The sequence below is a fragment of the Streptococcus sp. UMB0029 genome, from assembly GCF_002871495.1.
GTDB lineage: Bacteria > Bacillota > Bacilli > Lactobacillales > Streptococcaceae > Streptococcus.
On record NZ_PNGD01000015.1, the window covers coordinates 21,249 to 39,252 of the forward strand.

The 18,004-nt window shown below is 36.0% G+C and carries 14 protein-coding genes; 10 read left to right on the top strand and 4 right to left on the bottom strand.

From position 1 onward, the window contains the following. The first annotated feature begins 36 nt into the window (after positions 1 to 36). Complete coding sequence (locus CJ239_RS09935) at positions 37 to 2,679, top strand: YhgE/Pip domain-containing protein (RefSeq protein WP_102211441.1); 2,643 nt, start codon at positions 37 to 39, stop codon at positions 2,677 to 2,679. A gap of 28 nt (positions 2,680 to 2,707) precedes the next feature. Here the strand turns inward: CJ239_RS09935 and CJ239_RS09940 are convergent, their stop codons facing one another. Together CJ239_RS09940 and CJ239_RS09945 are read right to left on the bottom strand one after the other, a co-directional pair. Beyond that, complete coding sequence (locus tag CJ239_RS09940; protein WP_102211442.1) at positions 2,708 to 5,251, bottom strand: YfhO family protein; 2,544 nt, start codon at positions 5,249 to 5,251, stop codon at positions 2,708 to 2,710. A gap of 61 nt (positions 5,252 to 5,312) precedes the next feature. Next, positions 5,313 to 6,935 (bottom strand): ATP-binding cassette domain-containing protein, encoded by a 1,623-nt coding sequence (locus CJ239_RS09945; protein WP_000958774.1) that lies wholly within the window; start codon positions 6,933 to 6,935, stop codon positions 5,313 to 5,315. Between the two features lie 205 nt (positions 6,936 to 7,140). Between CJ239_RS09945 and trpS the strand changes: the two genes are divergently transcribed. Beyond that, positions 7,141 to 8,166 carry a tryptophan--tRNA ligase gene (gene trpS / locus CJ239_RS09950; protein WP_102211443.1) on the top strand — a complete coding sequence of 342 codons (1,026 nt, stop codon included), beginning with the start codon at positions 7,141 to 7,143 and terminating at the stop codon, positions 8,164 to 8,166. A gap of 257 nt (positions 8,167 to 8,423) precedes the next feature. Continuing rightward, the gene (guaB, locus tag CJ239_RS09960) at positions 8,424 to 9,902 is read left to right on the top strand and encodes an IMP dehydrogenase (protein WP_049521113.1); all 1,479 of its coding nucleotides are present in this window, start codon (positions 8,424 to 8,426) and stop codon (positions 9,900 to 9,902) included. Positions 9,903 to 9,951: 49 nt separating this feature from the next. On the opposite strand, the gene recF is transcribed toward guaB, so the two are convergent. After that, positions 9,952 to 11,049 (bottom strand): DNA replication/repair protein RecF, encoded by a 1,098-nt coding sequence (recF, locus tag CJ239_RS09965; protein WP_102211444.1) that lies wholly within the window; start codon positions 11,047 to 11,049, stop codon positions 9,952 to 9,954. A gap of 2 nt (positions 11,050 to 11,051) precedes the next feature. Next, positions 11,052 to 11,420, bottom strand: a complete 369-nt coding sequence (gene yaaA, locus CJ239_RS09970; protein WP_042901870.1) for a S4 domain-containing protein YaaA — start codon at positions 11,418 to 11,420, stop codon at positions 11,052 to 11,054. A 158-nt stretch (positions 11,421 to 11,578) separates the two neighbouring features. Here yaaA and yfmF point away from each other — a divergent pair, with 158 nt between their 5' ends. The 7 genes from yfmF to CJ239_RS10005 are packed head-to-tail and all read left to right on the top strand — an operon-like array spanning position 11,579 to position 17,969. Next, on the top strand, positions 11,579 to 12,829 hold the full coding sequence (gene yfmF / locus CJ239_RS09975; protein WP_102211445.1) for an EF-P 5-aminopentanol modification-associated protein YfmF: 1,251 nt from the start codon (positions 11,579 to 11,581) through the stop codon (positions 12,827 to 12,829). Next, positions 12,826 to 14,109, top strand: coding sequence for an EF-P 5-aminopentanol modification-associated protein YfmH (gene yfmH / locus CJ239_RS09980; protein WP_102211446.1), 1,284 nt, complete (start codon positions 12,826 to 12,828; stop codon positions 14,107 to 14,109). The genes yfmF and yfmH overlap by 4 nt, the downstream gene beginning before the upstream one ends. Positions 14,110 to 14,150: 41 nt before the next feature. Then, the gene (gene rodZ / locus CJ239_RS09985; protein WP_102211447.1) at positions 14,151 to 14,978 is read left to right on the top strand and encodes a cytoskeleton protein RodZ; all 828 of its coding nucleotides are present in this window, start codon (positions 14,151 to 14,153) and stop codon (positions 14,976 to 14,978) included. Positions 14,979 to 14,988: 10 nt separating this feature from the next. Then, complete coding sequence (gene pgsA / locus CJ239_RS09990; RefSeq protein ID WP_042901866.1) at positions 14,989 to 15,534, top strand: CDP-diacylglycerol--glycerol-3-phosphate 3-phosphatidyltransferase; 546 nt, start codon at positions 14,989 to 14,991, stop codon at positions 15,532 to 15,534. Continuing rightward, complete coding sequence (locus tag CJ239_RS09995; protein ID WP_102211448.1) at positions 15,531 to 16,358, top strand: energy-coupling factor ABC transporter ATP-binding protein; 828 nt, start codon at positions 15,531 to 15,533, stop codon at positions 16,356 to 16,358. Before pgsA ends, CJ239_RS09995 begins: the two co-directional genes overlap by 4 nt. Next, positions 16,343 to 17,182, top strand: coding sequence for an energy-coupling factor transporter ATPase (locus CJ239_RS10000; protein WP_102211449.1), 840 nt, complete (start codon positions 16,343 to 16,345; stop codon positions 17,180 to 17,182). Before CJ239_RS09995 ends, CJ239_RS10000 begins: the two co-directional genes overlap by 16 nt. After that, positions 17,175 to 17,969, top strand: coding sequence for an energy-coupling factor transporter transmembrane protein EcfT (locus tag CJ239_RS10005; RefSeq protein ID WP_102211450.1), 795 nt, complete (start codon positions 17,175 to 17,177; stop codon positions 17,967 to 17,969). The genes CJ239_RS10000 and CJ239_RS10005 overlap by 8 nt, the downstream gene beginning before the upstream one ends. Positions 17,970 to 18,004: the final 35 nt, after the last annotated feature.

The following is an 18,004-nucleotide window of genomic DNA, read 5'->3' on the forward strand; positions in this document are numbered from 1 at the left end:
AAAATTTTAGACAATATGTTTAAAAAAGGAGAAGATATGTTTAAAGAATGGAAAGCAATTTTTAAAAAACCAACCTTTATTATTGTCATGATAGGGATTTCTCTTATTCCAGCTCTGTACAATATCATATTTTTGTCATCAATGTGGGATCCATATGGGCAATTGTCTGACTTACCTGTGGCAGTTGTCAATCATGATAAAGAGGCTTCCTATAACGGTAATAGCATGTCTATAGGAAAAGACATGGTCTCCAATTTAAAAGAAAATAAAACTTTAGATTTTCATTTCGTAGATGAAGAGGAAGGTAAGAAGGGATTGGAAGATGGCAATTACTATATGGTAGTGACTTTACCAAGTGATTTATCTGAAAAAGCAGCTTCGATTTTAACGGATCATCCAGAGCAAATGCAAATCGATTATCAGACTTCAAGTGGTCATAGTTTTATTGCTAGCAAGATGAGCGATTCTGCGATGACACAATTGAAGCAGAATGTTTCTACCAATGTAACCGAGACCTATACTAAAGCTTTATTTGATAAGATGGTCGAATTAAAGGATGGTATGAGTCAAGCAGCTTCTGGTAGTGAAAAATTAACTGATGGAGCTAATCAATTAGTGACAGGAAGTCAAACATTGACTACTAACCTACACTCTTTAGCAGATTCAAGTTTAACATTTTCAAATGGAACGGAGCAGTTTACTAAAGGATTATCCTCTTATGTTTCTGGTGTTGAACAACTTCATCTTGGCTTAGGGAATTTTAATAGTGGTTTAGTTACATATACTGGTGCAGTGAGTAAATTAGATAGCGGATTAGGTCAATTATCTTCTAAAAGTCCTGAATTAGTAAGGGGAATCAATCAATTATATACTGGTGTAGAATCCTATACTGGCGGTGTTTCTCAGCTTAATGCTGGTCTTAATCAATTTTCATCTGGTGTTAGTGCCTATACAAACGGAGTGGGAAATCTTGCAACAGGTGCTAATCAGTTATCTAATCAATCAGCTACACTTCGAATGGGTGTGGAGCAATTAAGTGAAGGGATTCAACAACTTTCTAGTAAGTTAGATGCTTCGTCTGGGAAAAAAGATCAAATTAATCAATTATCTTCTGGTCTAAATCAGTTAAATAAAGTCATTCAAAATATTGATGTTGGAGATACAAAACAATTGTCTTCTGTTTTATCAAGTATAGTTTCTCTTTCTAATCAAATGTTAGCAAGTGCTCAGTCTGATAAAGCAGATATATTAGCAAATATTCAATCGACAGCAGCTTATCAATCCTTGACAAGTGAGCAACAAGCTGATATAAGTGCTTCTGTATCTCAAAATTCGACTGATAGTATTCAATCGGCTCAGTCAATTATAGCTTTAGTACAAGGTTTACAGGGAAGTTTAGAAAACTTACAAAGTCAATCTTCAAATCTTTTAATGTTAAAAGATCAAGCTAATCAAGTATTACCGCTTGCTTCTACTTCTTTGACAGGATTGTCAAGTGGATTAACAGAAATACAGGGATCAGTGACGAGTAAATTAGTTCCTACTAGTCAGTCGATTGCATCAGGTGTAAATGCATATACTACAGATGTTGATAAAGTTTCTCAGGGCGCAAGTCAACTAAGTGACAAAACCCCCACCTTGACAGGTAGTTTGGATCAACTAGTTTCAGGCTCAAATACATTGACACAAAAATCGTCTAGCTTGACAGCAGGAGTTGGTCAATTAGTTGAAAAAACTCCAGAATTAGTATCTGGTATTGAAAAATTATCAACTGGCTCCAACCAATTGAATCAAAAGAGTCAAGAATTGATAGCAGGAGTTGATAAATTACAATCAGGATCTGGTCAATTAGCAGACAAATCCAGTCAGTTACTTTCAGGTGCGTCTCAATTAGAGAATGGAGCCAATAAATTGGCAGATGGATCTGGGAAACTAGCAGAAGGTGGGACAAAGTTAACTTCTGGATTGGAAGATTTACAGACAGGAGTTGCTTCTTTAGGACAAGGACTAGGTAATGCTAGTGATCAACTCAAATCAGTATCAACGGAATCTAAAAATGCAGAGATTTTGTCAAATCCACTCAATCTTTCCAAAACAGACAATGACCAAGTTCCTGTAAATGGAATCGCAATGGCTCCGTATATGATATCAGTTGCTCTTTTTGTTACAGCAATATCAACGAATATGATCTTTGCGAAATTGCCTTCAGGACGTCATCCAGAGAGCCGTTGGGCTTGGTTGAAATCTCGAGCTGAAATAAATGGTATTATAGGTGTTTTAGCAGGAATTTTGGTATATGGAGGAGTTCATCTTATTGGTTTAACTGCTAATCATGAAATGAGAACATTTATTCTCATTATCCTAACAAGTTTAGTATTCATGTCCATGGTAACTGCTTTAACAACATGGAATAGCCGTATAGGAGCTTTCTTTTCTCTTATTTTGCTTTTATTACAGTTAGCATCAAGTGCAGGTACTTATCCACTTGCTTTGACAAATGATTTCTTTAGAGCTATTAATCCTTGGTTACCAATGAGTTATTCAGTTTCGGGATTACGACAAACAATTTCTATGACAGGAAATATTCATCATCAAGTAATTTTCCTTGCCGTTATATTAGTACTATTTATTTGTTTAGGTATGCTAGCCTATCAACCTAAGAAAATGGAGGAAGATTAAAAAATCGACCAAGCAACTGGTCGATTTTTTATGTCTTAAATGATTTTCGTTTATGATTATAGATTCCAAATAGTAAAAGAGAAGTAAAGGAACAGATTGCTCCAGTAATAAAACCATTGGGAATGAAGGAAAGTGTAATAGTTCCTTTTCCCTCAGGAACGTCAACTTTCATAAAACCAGTTTGAGCTTGTTTAATTTCTATTTTCTTACCATCTTGGTAGGCAGACCAGCCTTTGTCATAAGGAATGGTGAAGAAAATAGATGTATCTTGTTTGACATCATATGTAGCAAAAACCTTGTTTTTAGAAGTTGATACTGTTACAGGTTGCTCTTTGATTTTTTGAATAGCCTCAGTTAAAGTTTGGGTATCTAAACGATAGAAGGTAGGAGATTCAAATGATACTTGTGAATTTCCAGGGAAACTAACATGAATATTGAAAGTTTTTTTCTCTTTTGTATAGCCTAGATTAAAGAAGGAGAAAACATTATCAGTTGTAAAAGTCTTCTTCTCCTCGTTGACAAGAATATCAACCTTCTTTTGTTTATCATTAGCAAAGTGAAGGTTTGTGAAAGAAAGATAAACTTGGCTGTTTTCTGGAACTTCAATTTGATACTGGATTGCTGCATCCTCATTTGAAGAACTTGTAACACTAATCAAATCATCAGTATATTCAGTTTTTTCATAAGGTATTGGAGAAAAATAATCAAAATTGACGTTAGCAAGTTGATTTAAAAACGAGGCCTGATTATCTAGAGTATGTTCAGTGAAATTGACATCATTGTAAACAGATTGACTAGCAAAGGCAATCGGAAGAGAGAATTGATTTTCATATAGGGTAAGATTATCTTTTTGATATACATCTTGGAAACCATACTTATCAATAGGGTTTTCTGAGATATTATACTGGATGCCAAATAAACTATCAGCCAAAATACTATTATTGGCATAGCGGAGATTGAGATTAGTCCCAGAGGATTTAAACCCAAGTTTATCCAAAGTAGAGCTTGCTGAACGATTTCGAACAGATGAAAATTGAGAGATTCCATTGTAGTTGAATTTCATACTGTCATTTCCTGTCTGAGTCTCTAGTTTCTCAGTACGAGTAAATTGATTTCCAATATATGTTGAGAAAGATTCCATAGCTGGGATCTCTCGATTATATGAACTTCGAGAAGCAAAGCCCCATTCTTTAGCAATTCCGTCCATTTGAGATGAAGCATTTAAACTCATTTCAACCATTATAAATAAAGAGATTAGAATGGCAAATAGATTTACAGAGATAAACTTTTTGATAACTGCAAGGAGTAAAAGAGAATAGACAACCAAAAATTCAAGAGTCAGTAGAATATTCAAATCTGTTAAAAAAGAATAATGTGATTTTAGATATATGGTAGCTAAAAATCCTGCTACTACAAGAAAAAGCGAAACTAAAAAATTCCAGACTTTAAGTTCTTTCAGACGATTTAAGACTTCTGCTGCTGTGTAAATTAACAAGGTAGAGAAAATCCAAGCATAGCGATGTAAAAACATGTTTGGAGTATGCATGCCTTGCCAAAATAAATCAAGAGCTTCAATATAAAAGCTAGCAATTAGAAATGCAAAGAAGATTGCATAGATAAGTTTCACGTGAAACTTAATGGATTTCAGCGTAAAAAATAAAATGGTCAAAATAAAGGGAAGTAGTCCAACAAAAATCATTGGGATAGCCCCATACTTTGTTGTGTCAAAGGAACCAATGAATTGCTTAGCAAAGAGATCAAGATACCAGCTACTTTCAGTTTGAAACTTTGTAACTTCAGTTAATTTTTCCCCATGTGTCTGTAAATCAAACAGAGTGGGAAGAGTCATAATCAAACTAGCCATACCAGCTAAAATGGAGGTGATTATGAAATCAAGAAAAGATGATTTTCGAGTTTTAAAGTTCCAAGAAATTTGACAGAGATACCAGAAAATAAGAAACAATGCTGTCATATAGCCAAAATAATAGTTTTGAATAAATAAGATTGACAAACTTGTAAAGTATAATAGGAATTTCTTTTCAGTTATAAGTAGGTGTAAACCAGTTATAATTAAAGGAATCAAGATAAAAACATCTAGCCAGGTTTTTATCTCTAACTGACTAACGGTAAAGCTCATCAGAGCATAGGAAGTAGATAAAGCTAGTTTTAAAGATTTCGGAATATTTTTAAATAATTTATTTAAACTAAAGAAGGTTGACAGACCAATCAATCCAAATTTTAAGAGAGTTGTCAGATAGACAGCATCGGGCATATTCGTTAGATCAAAAAAGTAAACTAGAGGTGAAAGGAAACTTCCCAAGTAATAACTAGATAGGGCATAGAAGTTTAGTCCTAGGCCACTTGTAAAGGTGTAAAACAGACTCCCATTTCCATGTAGGATATTCCTTAGAGCTATATCAAAAATAACGTATTGATGAAAGCCATCTCCTAATAGTGGAGAGTTGTCACTATTCCAGTAGATACCTTGAGATAGATATACTCCTATCATAATGATTATGGGAATGATGAAAGAAACAAAATAGGTCCAATATGTTTTAAAAAATAATTTCATGTTACCTCATAAAATGTTAGAAAACTCAGCTGGTTAACCCAACTGAGTTTTGAAGTTTTATTTAGTCTTTCCAAAGTTCTTTAACTTTTGCTTGTACTTCTGCATTTTCTAGGAATTCATCATAGGTTTCATCGATACGATCGATGACGCCATTTTTAGACAAGACAATGATATGGTTAGCTAGAGTTTGAATAAACTCGTGGTCATGGCTGGCAAAGATGATTGATTCTTTAAAGTTTTTCAATCCATCGTTCAAACTTGAGATAGATTCCAAATCCAAGTGATTGGTTGGATCATCGAGGACAAGCACATTTGATTTCAAGAGCATGAGTTTTGAAAGCATGACACGAACTTTTTCTCCCCCTGACAAGACGTTTACAGGTTTGTTAACCTCATCTCCAGAGAAGAGCATACGGCCTAGGAAGCCACGTAGGAAAGTATTGTCATCTTCTTCTTTACTTGCGAATTGACGCAACCAATCAAGGATTGACTCTCCCCCTGCAAAATCGGCCGAGTTATCTTTTGGCAAGTAAGAACGGCTAGTAGTAACTCCCCACTTGACAGTTCCTTCATAGTCAATGTCTCCCATGATTGCACGAATTAATGCAGTTGTTTGGATATCATTTTGTCCAATAAGAGCTGTCTTATCACCTGGACGCAAGATGAAACTGATATTATCTAAAATAGTCTCACCATCAATCTTTACAGTTAGATTTTCTACTGTCAAGAGATCATTACCAATTTCACGCTCTGCTTTAAAGTTAATAAATGGATATTTACGACTAGATGGCACAATCTCTTCTAGCTCAATCTTGTCAAGCATTTTCTTACGTGAGGTTGCTTGTCTTGATTTAGAAGCATTGGCAGAGAAACGAGCAACGAATTCTTGCAATTGCTTAATTTTTTCTTCTGCTTTGGCATTACGGTCTGCTAGCAATTTAGCAGCGAGTTCAGAAGATTCCTTCCAGAAGTCATAGTTTCCGACATAGAGTTTGATTTTTCCAAAGTCAAGGTCGGCCATGTGAGTACATACTTTGTTTAAGAAGTGACGGTCATGGGATACTACGATAACTGTGTTATCAAAGTCAATCAAGAAGTCTTCTAGCCAAGTAATAGATTGGATATCCAAACCGTTAGTAGGCTCGTCCAAAAGAAGAACATCTGGTTTACCAAAAAGTGCTTTGGCGAGGAGAACCTTCACTTTCTCACCATTGGCCAATTCGCTCATATTTTGGTAGTGCAATTCTTCTGGAATGTTTAGATTTTGAAGTAGTTGAGAGGCTTCACTTTCTGCTTCCCAGCCCCCAAGCTCGGCAAACTCTCCTTCGAGTTCGGCAGCACGCACTCCATCCTCGTCTGAGAAATCTTCCTTCATGTAGATGGCATCTTTCTCTTTCATGATGCTATAAAGTTTTTCATTTCCCATGATAACGACATCAATGGCACGTTCATCTTCATAGTCAAAGTGATTTTGACGAAGAACAGAGAGACGTTCATCTGGACCAAGAGAGATGTGACCAGTAGTAGGTTCGATATCTCCAGCTAAAATTTTTAAAAAGGTTGATTTTCCGGCACCATTAGCACCGATTAATCCATAAGTATTTCCTTCTGTAAATTTGATATTGACATCATCAAAAAGTTTGCGATCACTAAAACGTAGTGAAACATCAGATACTGTAAGCAATGTTTTTCTCCTATATGTGTAATATATTTATTCTACTAGAAAATATAGAAATATTCAAATTTTTATCTGTCAATTTTGTGTAAATTATATTTACAATTCCCTTTACACAAAAACATAAATAGCAAGGTCGATTTATTTTGATAAATTACGGTTATTTCATTAAAAAAATGCTATAATTGAAGGGACTATATCGAAGGAGAACAAAATGACTAAACCCATTATTTTAACAGGAGACCGTCCAACAGGGAAGTTGCATATTGGACATTATGTTGGAAGTCTCAAAAATCGAGTATTATTACAGAAAGAGGATAAGTATGATATGTTTGTGTTCTTGGCTGACCAACAAGCCTTGACAGATCACGCCAAAGATCCTCAAACCATTGTAGAGTCTATCGGAAATGTGGCTTTGGATTACCTTGCAGTTGGATTGGATCCGAATAAATCAACTATCTTTATTCAAAGCCAGATTCCAGAGCTGGCTGAACTATCTATGTACTATATGAATCTGGTTTCATTAGCACGTCTGGAGCGAAATCCAACTGTCAAGACAGAGATTGCTCAAAAAGGGTTTGGAGAAAGCATTCCGACAGGATTCTTGGTCTATCCAATCGCTCAAGCAGCTGACATCACTGCTTTCAAGGCTAATTATGTTCCTGTTGGAACAGATCAGAAACCAATGATTGAGCAAACTCGCGAGATTGTTCGTTCTTTTAACAATGCATATAACTGTGATGTCTTGGTGGAACCGGAAGGTATTTATCCAGAAAATGAAAGAGCAGGTCGTTTGCCTGGTTTAGATGGAAATGCTAAAATGTCTAAATCACTCAATAACGGTATTTATTTAGCTGATGATGCGGATACTTTGCGCAAAAAAGTAATGAGTATGTATACAGATCCAGACCATATCCGTGTTGAGGATCCAGGTAAAATTGAAGGAAATATGGTTTTCCATTATCTAGATGTTTTTGGTCGTCCAGAAGATGCTCAAGAAATTGCTGACATGAAAGAACATTATCAACGAGGTGGTCTTGGTGATGTGAAGACCAAACGTTATCTACTTGAAATATTAGAACGTGAACTTGGTCCTATTCGTGAGCGCCGTATCGAATTTGCTAAAGATATGGGAGAAGTTTATAATATGCTTCAAAAAGGTAGTGAAAGAGCGCGAGACGTTGCAGGTCAAACTCTATCTGAGGTTAAAGGAGCAATGGGACTTCATTACTTTAACTAATACTCTTCGAAAATCAAATTCAAACCACGTCAACGTCGCCTTGCCGTACTCAAGTACAGCCTGCGGCTAGTTTCCTAGTTTGCTCTTTGATTTTCATTGAGTATAAGTTTATTTTACAAGAAACTATCATTTCTATCTCGAAGAAAAGATAGTTTTTTATTTACCCCTGTAACATTTGACAAATTTTTATAGAATGGTATGATAGATACAATATAAAAAGAGTCAAGCTCAAAAAGAAAGAAAAGAGGAAACTTCGAATGTCTAATTGGGACACTAAATTTTTGAAAAAAGGTTTTACCTTTGATGATGTATTGCTTATTCCAGCTGAAAGTCATGTGTTGCCTAACGATGCAGATTTAACAACTAAATTGGCAGATAATTTGACTTTAAATATCCCAATTATTACCGCTGCCATGGACACAGTTACAGAGAGTCAAATGGCTATTGCTATTGCTCGTGCAGGCGGTCTCGGAGTTATCCATAAAAACATGTCAATTGCTCAACAAGCAGAAGAGGTTCGTAAGGTAAAACGTTCTGAAAATGGAGTTATTATTGATCCCTTCTTCTTGACGCCTGAACATACAATTGCTGAAGCAGATGAGCTTATGGGACGTTACCGTATCAGTGGTGTTCCAGTTGTTGAAACACTTGAAAATCGTAAATTAGTTGGTATTTTGACAAACCGAGATCTTCGTTTTATTTCAGACTATAACCAACCAATCTCAAATCATATGACTAGTGAAAATCTTGTTACTGCTCCTGTGGGTACAGATCTTGCAACAGCTGAGAGTATTCTTCAAGAACACCGTATTGAAAAACTTCCTTTGGTAGATGAAGAAGGTCGTCTTTCTGGTTTGATTACTATCAAAGATATTGAAAAAGTTATTGAGTTTCCAAATGCTGCTAAAGATGAGTTTGGTCGTCTTCTAGTTGCAGGTGCAGTAGGTGTTACTTCAGATACCTTTGAACGTGCAGAGGCACTTTTTGAGGCAGGGGCGGATGCGATTGTTATTGATACTGCACATGGTCATTCTGCAGGTGTCCTGCGTAAAATTGCTGAGATTCGTGCTCACTTTCCAGATCGTACTTTGATTGCTGGAAATATTGCTACTGCTGAGGGAGCGCGTGCCCTTTACGAAGCAGGTGTAGATGTTGTAAAGGTTGGTATTGGACCAGGTTCTATCTGTACTACTCGAGTAATTGCTGGTGTTGGTGTTCCGCAAGTAACAGCTATCTATGATGCTGCAGCCGTTGCGCGTGAATATGGGAAAACGATCATTGCTGACGGTGGAATCAAGTATTCTGGAGATATTGTAAAAGCCCTTGCTGCAGGTGGAAATGCAGTTATGCTTGGATCTATGTTTGCTGGAACTGATGAAGCTCCAGGTGAAACTGAAATCTTCCAAGGACGTAAATTCAAGACTTACCGTGGTATGGGATCAATTGCAGCAATGAAGAAAGGTTCAAGCGATCGTTACTTCCAAGGTTCTGTCAATGAAGCAAATAAACTTGTTCCAGAAGGAATTGAAGGTCGTGTTGCTTATAAAGGAGCGGCAGCTGATATCGTCTTCCAAATGATTGGTGGTATTCGTTCTGGTATGGGTTATTGTGGTGCAGCTAACCTTAAAGAGTTGCATGATAATGCTCAATTTATTGAAATGTCTGGTGCTGGTTTGAAAGAAAGTCATCCTCATGATGTACAAATTACTAATGAGGCACCAAATTATTCTATGTAAAAGAAATAAAAAGAACTCCCGTGAAAATAGGAGTTCTTTTACAATATTGTCAAGTTTTATTTACAATAACTTTACCGTCTTGAATAGTGAAAATACTTAGATTTTCTGGTAGATTTTGAAGATGATCTATGCTTGTTGTTGTGATAAAGGTTTGGATTGAATGAGAAATCGTTTCTAATAATTTTAGTTGTCTAGTGTTGTCAAGTTCGCTCATAACATCGTCAAGCAGTAATATCGGGGATTCTGTAGTAATACTTTCCATTAGCTCGATTTCTGCTAATTTTATAGACAGGACGAGACTACGATGTTGGCCTTGACTTCCGAAACTAGCATCCATTCTATTTATATAAAAAGAAATATCATCCCGATGAGGACCAACACCAGTGTTCTTTTTAAATAAATCTCTGGACCTACTTTTTTCTAAAGCAAATTTGAAAGATTCGGATAAGTCTTCTTTGTCAGTTATATTGACAGAAGGTTGATAGGATATTGACAACTCTTCAATCTGATTAGAGAGTTCAAAATGTTTCTTACGCCCACATGATTCTAATTTTTTTATGAAATCTAAGCGGTGATTCATTACACGACATCCATAATCAACTAGTTGATCATCCAATACTGAAAGGAAGGTTTCATCTATTTTTTGAGCTGATTTTAGATAAGTGTTTCTTTGTTTTAGGATGTGGTTATAATTGGTTAAGTCAGATAAATAGATTGGCTTAATTTGTCCAAGTTCCATATCAATAAATTTTCGTCGAACTGAAGGTGATCCTTTAATTAGTTGTAAATCTTCAGGAGCAAATAAGACAACATTCATGTGTCCTACGTAATCTGAAAGTCGTGCCTGTTTTAAGTGATTAACTTTTGTTACACGTCCTTTTTGTGTTAGTTCAATTTCGAGAGGAATGGATCCTGTTTTTTTCTGAATAAGACCTGAAAGATGAAGTTGTTCCTCATCAAAATGAATGAGATTTTTATCTGTTCGAGTTCGATGACTACGCGTTAAGGCTAAAAAATAGATAGCCTCTAGCATATTTGTTTTTCCTTGTGCATTGCGTCCTAAAAAGACATTCAATTTAGGATTAAAGTCTATTTTCGTCTCTTTGTAGTTACGAAAAGTCTTGAGAGATAGGTTTTGTAGCCACATGATTATCTACCAGGGAATCGCGGAGCTTGTTTGTTTTTAGGTGCTGAAGTAGGTTTCGATTTGTCTTTTTTAACTCCCTTATTCATCTCCTTTACAAGTTTAGCGATCCGTTCTTTTTCAACTTTATCAGCTTGGTATTCCTCTTGCTCCTCAGAAGTAGGTTGTGTCAACAAGATGTCAATATTCATGTCAGGGATGTCAACTTTATCACCAATACGAAGTTTTTTACCACGACGACTTTCTAACTCCCCATTAAAGTAAACAGAATGTTCAGAGAGAAAGGATTTGATAGCTCCTCCGCTATGTGTAATTCCAAGTTCTTTGAGCAGTGCTTGGAGGGTAATAAATTCTTCAAATAATTTGTATTCCATAATTCACCTCAATCTTTGGTATTATACCATATTTTCCTAAAAATGGTGATAGAAACAGGGAGAAATGTAAGCGATTTTTATTTCAAAACTGTTACAGGGAACAAGAAAATTTCAGGTTTTCGTGATATAATAGAAGTCTGTATATAAGGAGGTAAATCATGGAGTTAGTGCATGGAATTTCAACACATTTTATCCAATCAAAGAAGTTTAAAACGAACAAAATTACCGTGCGTTTTACAGCTCCATTATCTCTTGATACGATTGCAGGTCGCATGTTGAGTGCGAGTATGCTAGAAACAGCTAACCAGATGTATCCCACTTCTCAAGATTTGAGAAGACACTTGGCCAGTCTATACGGTACAGATATGTCAACCAATTGTTTTAGAAGAGGGCAAAGTCATATTGTAGAATTGACATTCACTTATGTTCGTGATGAGTTTTTAAGTAGGAAAAATGTGTTAACTTCACAGGTTTTGGAACTAGTAAAAGAAACTCTTTTTTCACCCGTAGTAGTTGATAATGGCTTTGATTCGGCCTTATTTGAAATTGAGAAAAAACAATTGCTAGCAAGTTTAGCAGCTGATATGGATGATTCTTTTTATTTTGCACATAAAGAATTAGATAAATTGTTTTTTCATGATCAACGTCTCAAATTGGAATATAGTGATTTACGAAATCGTATTTTAGCTGAAACTCCACAAAGTTCTTATTCTTGTTTCCAAGAATTTTTGGCCAATGATCGAATAGATTTCTTTTTCCTGGGTGATTTTAATGAGGTTGAAATTCAAAATGTATTAGAATCATTTGGCTTTAAAGCTCGAAAAGGAGATGTGAAGGTTCAGTATTGTCAACCTTATTCCAATATCCTTCAGGAAGGCATGGTTCGGAAAAATGTGGGACAGTCTATTTTAGAGTTGGGCTATCATTGCTCTGCTGAATATGGTGATGAGCAACATTTACCCATGATTGTAATGAATGGTTTACTGGGTGGATTTGCTCACTCTAAACTCTTTACAAATGTCCGTGAAAATGCTGGATTAGCTTATACCATTTCAAGTCAGCTTGATTTATTTAGTGGATTTTTGAGGATGTATGCTGGTATTGATCGAGAAAATCGGAATCAGGCTCGAAAAATGATGAATAATCAACTGCTTGATATAAAAAAAGGTTATTTTACAGATCTTGAGTTAGAGCAGACCAAGGAAATGATTCGTCGATCTTTGTTACTTTCTCAAGATAATCAAGGTTCATTGATTGAACGTGCTTATCAAAATGCCTTACTTGGAAAATCTTCAGCAGACTTTAAAGGTTGGATTGCAAAACTCGAGCAAGTTGACAAAGATGCTATTTGTAGAGCAGCTAATAATGTGAAACTACAAGCGATTTACTTTATGGAAGGAATAGAATGACAAAGGTTGTTTTTGAAGAAAAATACTATCCAGCTGTAAAAGAAATGATTTATCAAACTCGTTTGTCAAATGGATTGACAGTTGCTCTTTTGCCTAAAAAGGAATTTAAAGAGGTTTACGGTAGTGTAACTGTACAGTTTGGTTCAGTAGATACGCTTGTCACAGAAGTTGACGGAGATGTAAAACAACATCCTGCAGGAATTGCTCATTTTCTTGAACATAAATTGTTTGAGAGAAAAGATGCTAGCGATTTAATGTCGGCTTTTACGAGTCTAGGTGCAGATAGTAATGCCTTTACAAGCTTTACAAAAACAAACTATCTCTTTTCAGCAACGGATCATCTCTTAGAGAATTTAGATTTACTTGATGAATTGGTAACATCAGCACACTTGACTGAAGATTCCATTTTAAAAGAGCAGGATATTATCCAGCAAGAACGAGAAATGTATCAGGATGATCCAGATTCGTGTTTATTCTTTTCAACTTTAGCGAATTTGTATTCTGGTACACCTTTAGCAACTGACATAGTTGGAAGTGAGGAGTCAATTTCCCAAATCAATCTAACTAATTTGCAAGAGAATTTTACAAGGTTTTACAAACCTGTAAACATGTCTCTGTTTTTAGTTGGCAATTTTGATGTGAATCAAGTACAGGACTACTTTGAAAGAAAAGAACTGGAAGATTTAGATGTTCAGGAAGTAACAAGAGAAAAATTTGTTTTACAGGCTGTAAAGCAAACAGACAGTATGAGAATGGAAGTATCTTCTCCCAAACTAGCGATTGGGATTAGAGGTAATCGAGAAGTTGCTGAGGCGGATTGCTATCGACACCATATTTTATTAAAATTATTGTTTGCAATGATGTTTGGTTGGACTTCGGATCGTTTTCAAAAGTTATATGAATCAGGTAAAATAGATGCTTCCTTATCTCTTGAAATTGAAGTAACAAGTCGTTTTCATTTTGTTATGTTGACAATGGATACGAAAGAGCCAGTTGCTTTATCTCATCAGTTTAGGAAGGCTATTCGTAATTTTACAAAGGATTTAGATATTACAGAGGATCATTTAGATATTATCAAAAGAGAGATGTTTGGAGAATTTTTCAGTAGCATGAACTCTCTTGAATTTATTGCAACGCAATATGATGCTTTTGAACATGGTGAGACAATTTTTGATTTACCAAAGATTTTACAGGAAATCACTTTAGAGGATGTCCTTGAAGCAGGGCATCACTTAATAGATGAAGGGGATATAGTTGATTTTACAATATTCCCATCGTAGTAACCTATCATAATAGACACTAGAAAGAAGGGATGACAAGTATGAGGAAAAAAACAATTGGTGAGGTTTTACGTTTAGCTAGAACTAACCAAGGGTTGACTTTAGAAGAATTACATAAAAAAACAGAAATTCAGTTGGATATGTTGGAGGCAATGGAAGCTGATGATTTTGATCAACTTCCTAGTCCATTTTACACTCGTTCTTTTTTGCGAAAGTATGCTTGGGCAGTTGAGCTAGATGAGCGAATTATCTTGGATGCTTACGATTCTAGGAGCATGATTACTTATGAGGAAGTAGATGTTGATGAAGACGAGTTGACAGGTAGGAGACGTTCAAGTAAGAAAAATAAGACATCATTTTTACCTTTATTTTATTTTGTACTCTTTGCACTATCGATTGTCATTTTTGTGACTTATTATGTTTGGAATTATCTTCAGGCCCAACCAGAGCGTTCATCTGCCTCTAGTTATAGTGTAGTTCAAGCAACAAGCTCAACTAGTTCTGTAACTTCATCTTCAAGTAGTAGTTCATCAAGTAGCTCTTCGAATATTGAACCAACTATAAGTGTATCAGGTGAGGGAAATCGAGTAGAAATCGCTTATAAAACAAGTAAGGAAACTGCAAAATTACAATTATCAGTCTCAGATGCTAGAAGTTGGGTTAGTGTTTCAGAAAGTGAGCTTGAGGGTGGGGTGACCTTATCACCTGATAATAAAAGTGCGGAAACAACAGTTTCAACTAAAAATTCTGTAATGATTACGTTAGGTGTTGTCAAAGGTGTCGCTTTAACAGTAGATAATCAGACTGTTGATTTATCGAAATTAACAGCTCAGACTGGACAAATCACTGTAACCTTTACTAAAAATTAAGGAAAAACGAATGAAAAAAGAACAAATTCCAAATCTCTTAACAATAGGTCGAATTCTCTTTATACCTATTTTTATCTCTATTTTAACGATAGGAAATTCGATAGAGAGTCATATAGTGGCAGCTATTATCTTTGCTATTGCCAGTATTACAGACTATTTAGATGGATATTTAGCTCGTAAATGGAATGTGGTTAGTAATTTTGGTAAATTTGCAGATCCAATGGCGGATAAGCTACTAGTTATGTCGGCTTTTATTATGTTGATTGAGCTAGGGATGGCTCCAGCTTGGATTGTTGCAGTAATCATCTGTCGTGAGTTGGCTGTGACAGGTTTAAGGCTTTTATTGGTTGAAACTGGTGGGAAAGTTTTAGCAGCAGCAATGCCTGGAAAAATTAAAACTTTCAGTCAGATGTTTGCCATTATTTTCTTGCTATTACATTGGACTTTGCTTGGTCAAGTTCTACTTTATGTAGCTTTGTTTTTCACTATCTACTCTGGCTATGATTATTTCAAGGGTAGTGCCTATGTATTTAAAGGGACATTTGGTTCGAAATGAAATCAATAATTGATGTAAAAAATCTTTCTTTTCGTTATAAAGAAAATCAGAAATACTACGATGTGAAGGATATTACGTTTCACGTAAAACGTGGAGAATGGCTTTCGATTGTAGGGCATAATGGTAGTGGTAAATCAACGACTGTCCGGTTAATTGATGGCTTATTGGAAGCGGAATCTGGAGAGATTGTAATAGATGGCCAACGTTTGACTGAGGAAAATATTTGGAATATACGTCGTCAAATTGGTATGGTTTTTCAAAATCCAGACAATCAATTTGTTGGAGCGACTGTTGAAGATGATGTTGCCTTTGGTTTGGAAAATCAGGGTCTTTCTCGTCAAGAAATGAAAAAGAGAGTGGAAGAAGCTCTGGATTTAGTTGGCATGTTGGACTTTAAAAAGAGAGAGCCAGCGCGTCTATCAGGTGGCCAAAAGCAACGTGTTGCTATTGCAGGTGTTGTAGCCCTAAGACCAGCTATTTTAATCTTAGATGAAGCAACGAGTATGTTAGATCCTGAGGGTCGTAGAGAACTTATTGAGACAGTAAGAGGAATTCGAAAAGACTATGATATGACGGTCATTTCCATTACACATGATTTGGAAGAAGTTGCCATGAGTGATCGCGTATTGGTCATGAAAAGAGGGGAAATTGAATCAACCAGTAGCCCAAGAGAACTTTTCTCTCGAAATGATTTAGATCAAATTGGATTAGACGATCCTTTTGCTAATCAATTAAAACATTCTTTGAGCCAGAATGGCTATAATTTACCTGAAAATTATTTGACAGAAAGTGAGCTAGAGGATAAGCTATGGGAATTGCTCTAGAAAATGTGAGTTTTACGTACCAAGAAGGGACTCCCTTAGCTTCAACAGCTTTGTCGGATGTTTCTTTGACGATTGAAGATGGTTCTTATACGGCTTTAATTGGGCACACAGGTAGTGGTAAATCAACTATTTTACAACTCTTAAATGGTTTATTGGTACCAAGTCAAGGGAGTGTGCGAGTTTTTGATACTTTAATCACCTCGACTTCTAAAAATAAAGATATTCGTCAAATTAGAAAACAAGTTGGCTTGGTATTTCAGTTTGCTGAAAATCAGATTTTTGAAGAAACGGTTTTGAAAGACGTTGCTTTTGGACCGCAAAATTTTGGAGTTTCTGAAGAAGATGCGGAGCAGATTGCTCGTGAGAAACTGGCTCTGGTTGGAATTGATGAATCACTTTTAAATCGTAGCCCATTTGAGCTGTCAGGGGGACAAATGAGACGTGTGGCCATTGCAGGCATACTTGCCATGGAGCCAGCTGTATTAGTCTTAGATGAACCCACAGCAGGCCTGGATCCTTTGGGTAGAAAAGAGTTGATGAACTTGTTCAGAAAACTCCACCAGTCAGGGATGACCATCGTCTTGGTAACGCATTTGATGGATGATGTTGCTGAATATGCGAATCAAGTCTATGTGATGGAAAAGGGACGTCTAGTTAAGGGTGGTAAGCCAAGTGATATCTTTCAAGATGTTGTCTTTATGGAAGAAGTGCAGTTGGGAGTACCTAAAATTACGGCCTTTTGTAAACGATTGGCTGATAGAGGCGTGTCATTTAAACGATTACCGATTAAGATAGAGGAGTTCAAGGAGTCGCTAAATGGATAGTATGATTTTGGGACGTTATATCCCAGGAGATTCGATTGTTCACCGGTTGGATCCACGTAGCAAATTGCTTGCTATGATGCTACTGATTTTGATTGTGTTTTGGGCTAATAATCCCTTGACGAATCTAATTCTTTTCATAGCGACAGGGATATTTATTGCCTTGTCAGGAGTATCTCTTTCATTTTTTATTCAGGGCTTGAAGTCTATGTTTTTCTTGATTGCCTTCACAACCATTTTTCAACTGTTTTTCATTTCTAATGGGAATGTTTTATTTGAGTTTTCGTTTGTGAGAATCACAGATTATGCTTTGCAACAAGCTGGAATTATTTTTTGTCGCTTTGTATTGATTATTTTCTTTTCAACTTTGTTAACCTTAACGACCATGCCCTTAAGTTTGGCATCAGCTGTCGAAGCTTTGTTAGCGCCTTTAAAGCGTGTGAAAGTTCCAGTTCATGAAATTGGTTTAATGCTATCTATGAGTTTGCGTTTTGTTCCGACCTTAATGGATGATACGACGCGGATTATGAATGCACAGAAAGCGCGTGGAGTGGATTTTGGTGAAGGAAGTATTGTTCAAAAAGTAAAGGCGATGATTCCTATTTTGATTCCTCTTTTTGCGACAAGTTTGAAACGTGCAGATTCTTTGGCTATCGCTATGGAAGCGCGTGGTTATCAGGGGGGAAAAGGCAGAAGTCAATACCGACAATTGGAATGGACTCGAAAGGATACGCTGACCCTTCTTGTTGTTCTCGTACTTGGTTGTTGCTTATTTTTCTTAAAATCTTAGTAGCTTTCAGGAATTGATAAAAAATTACTGTAACA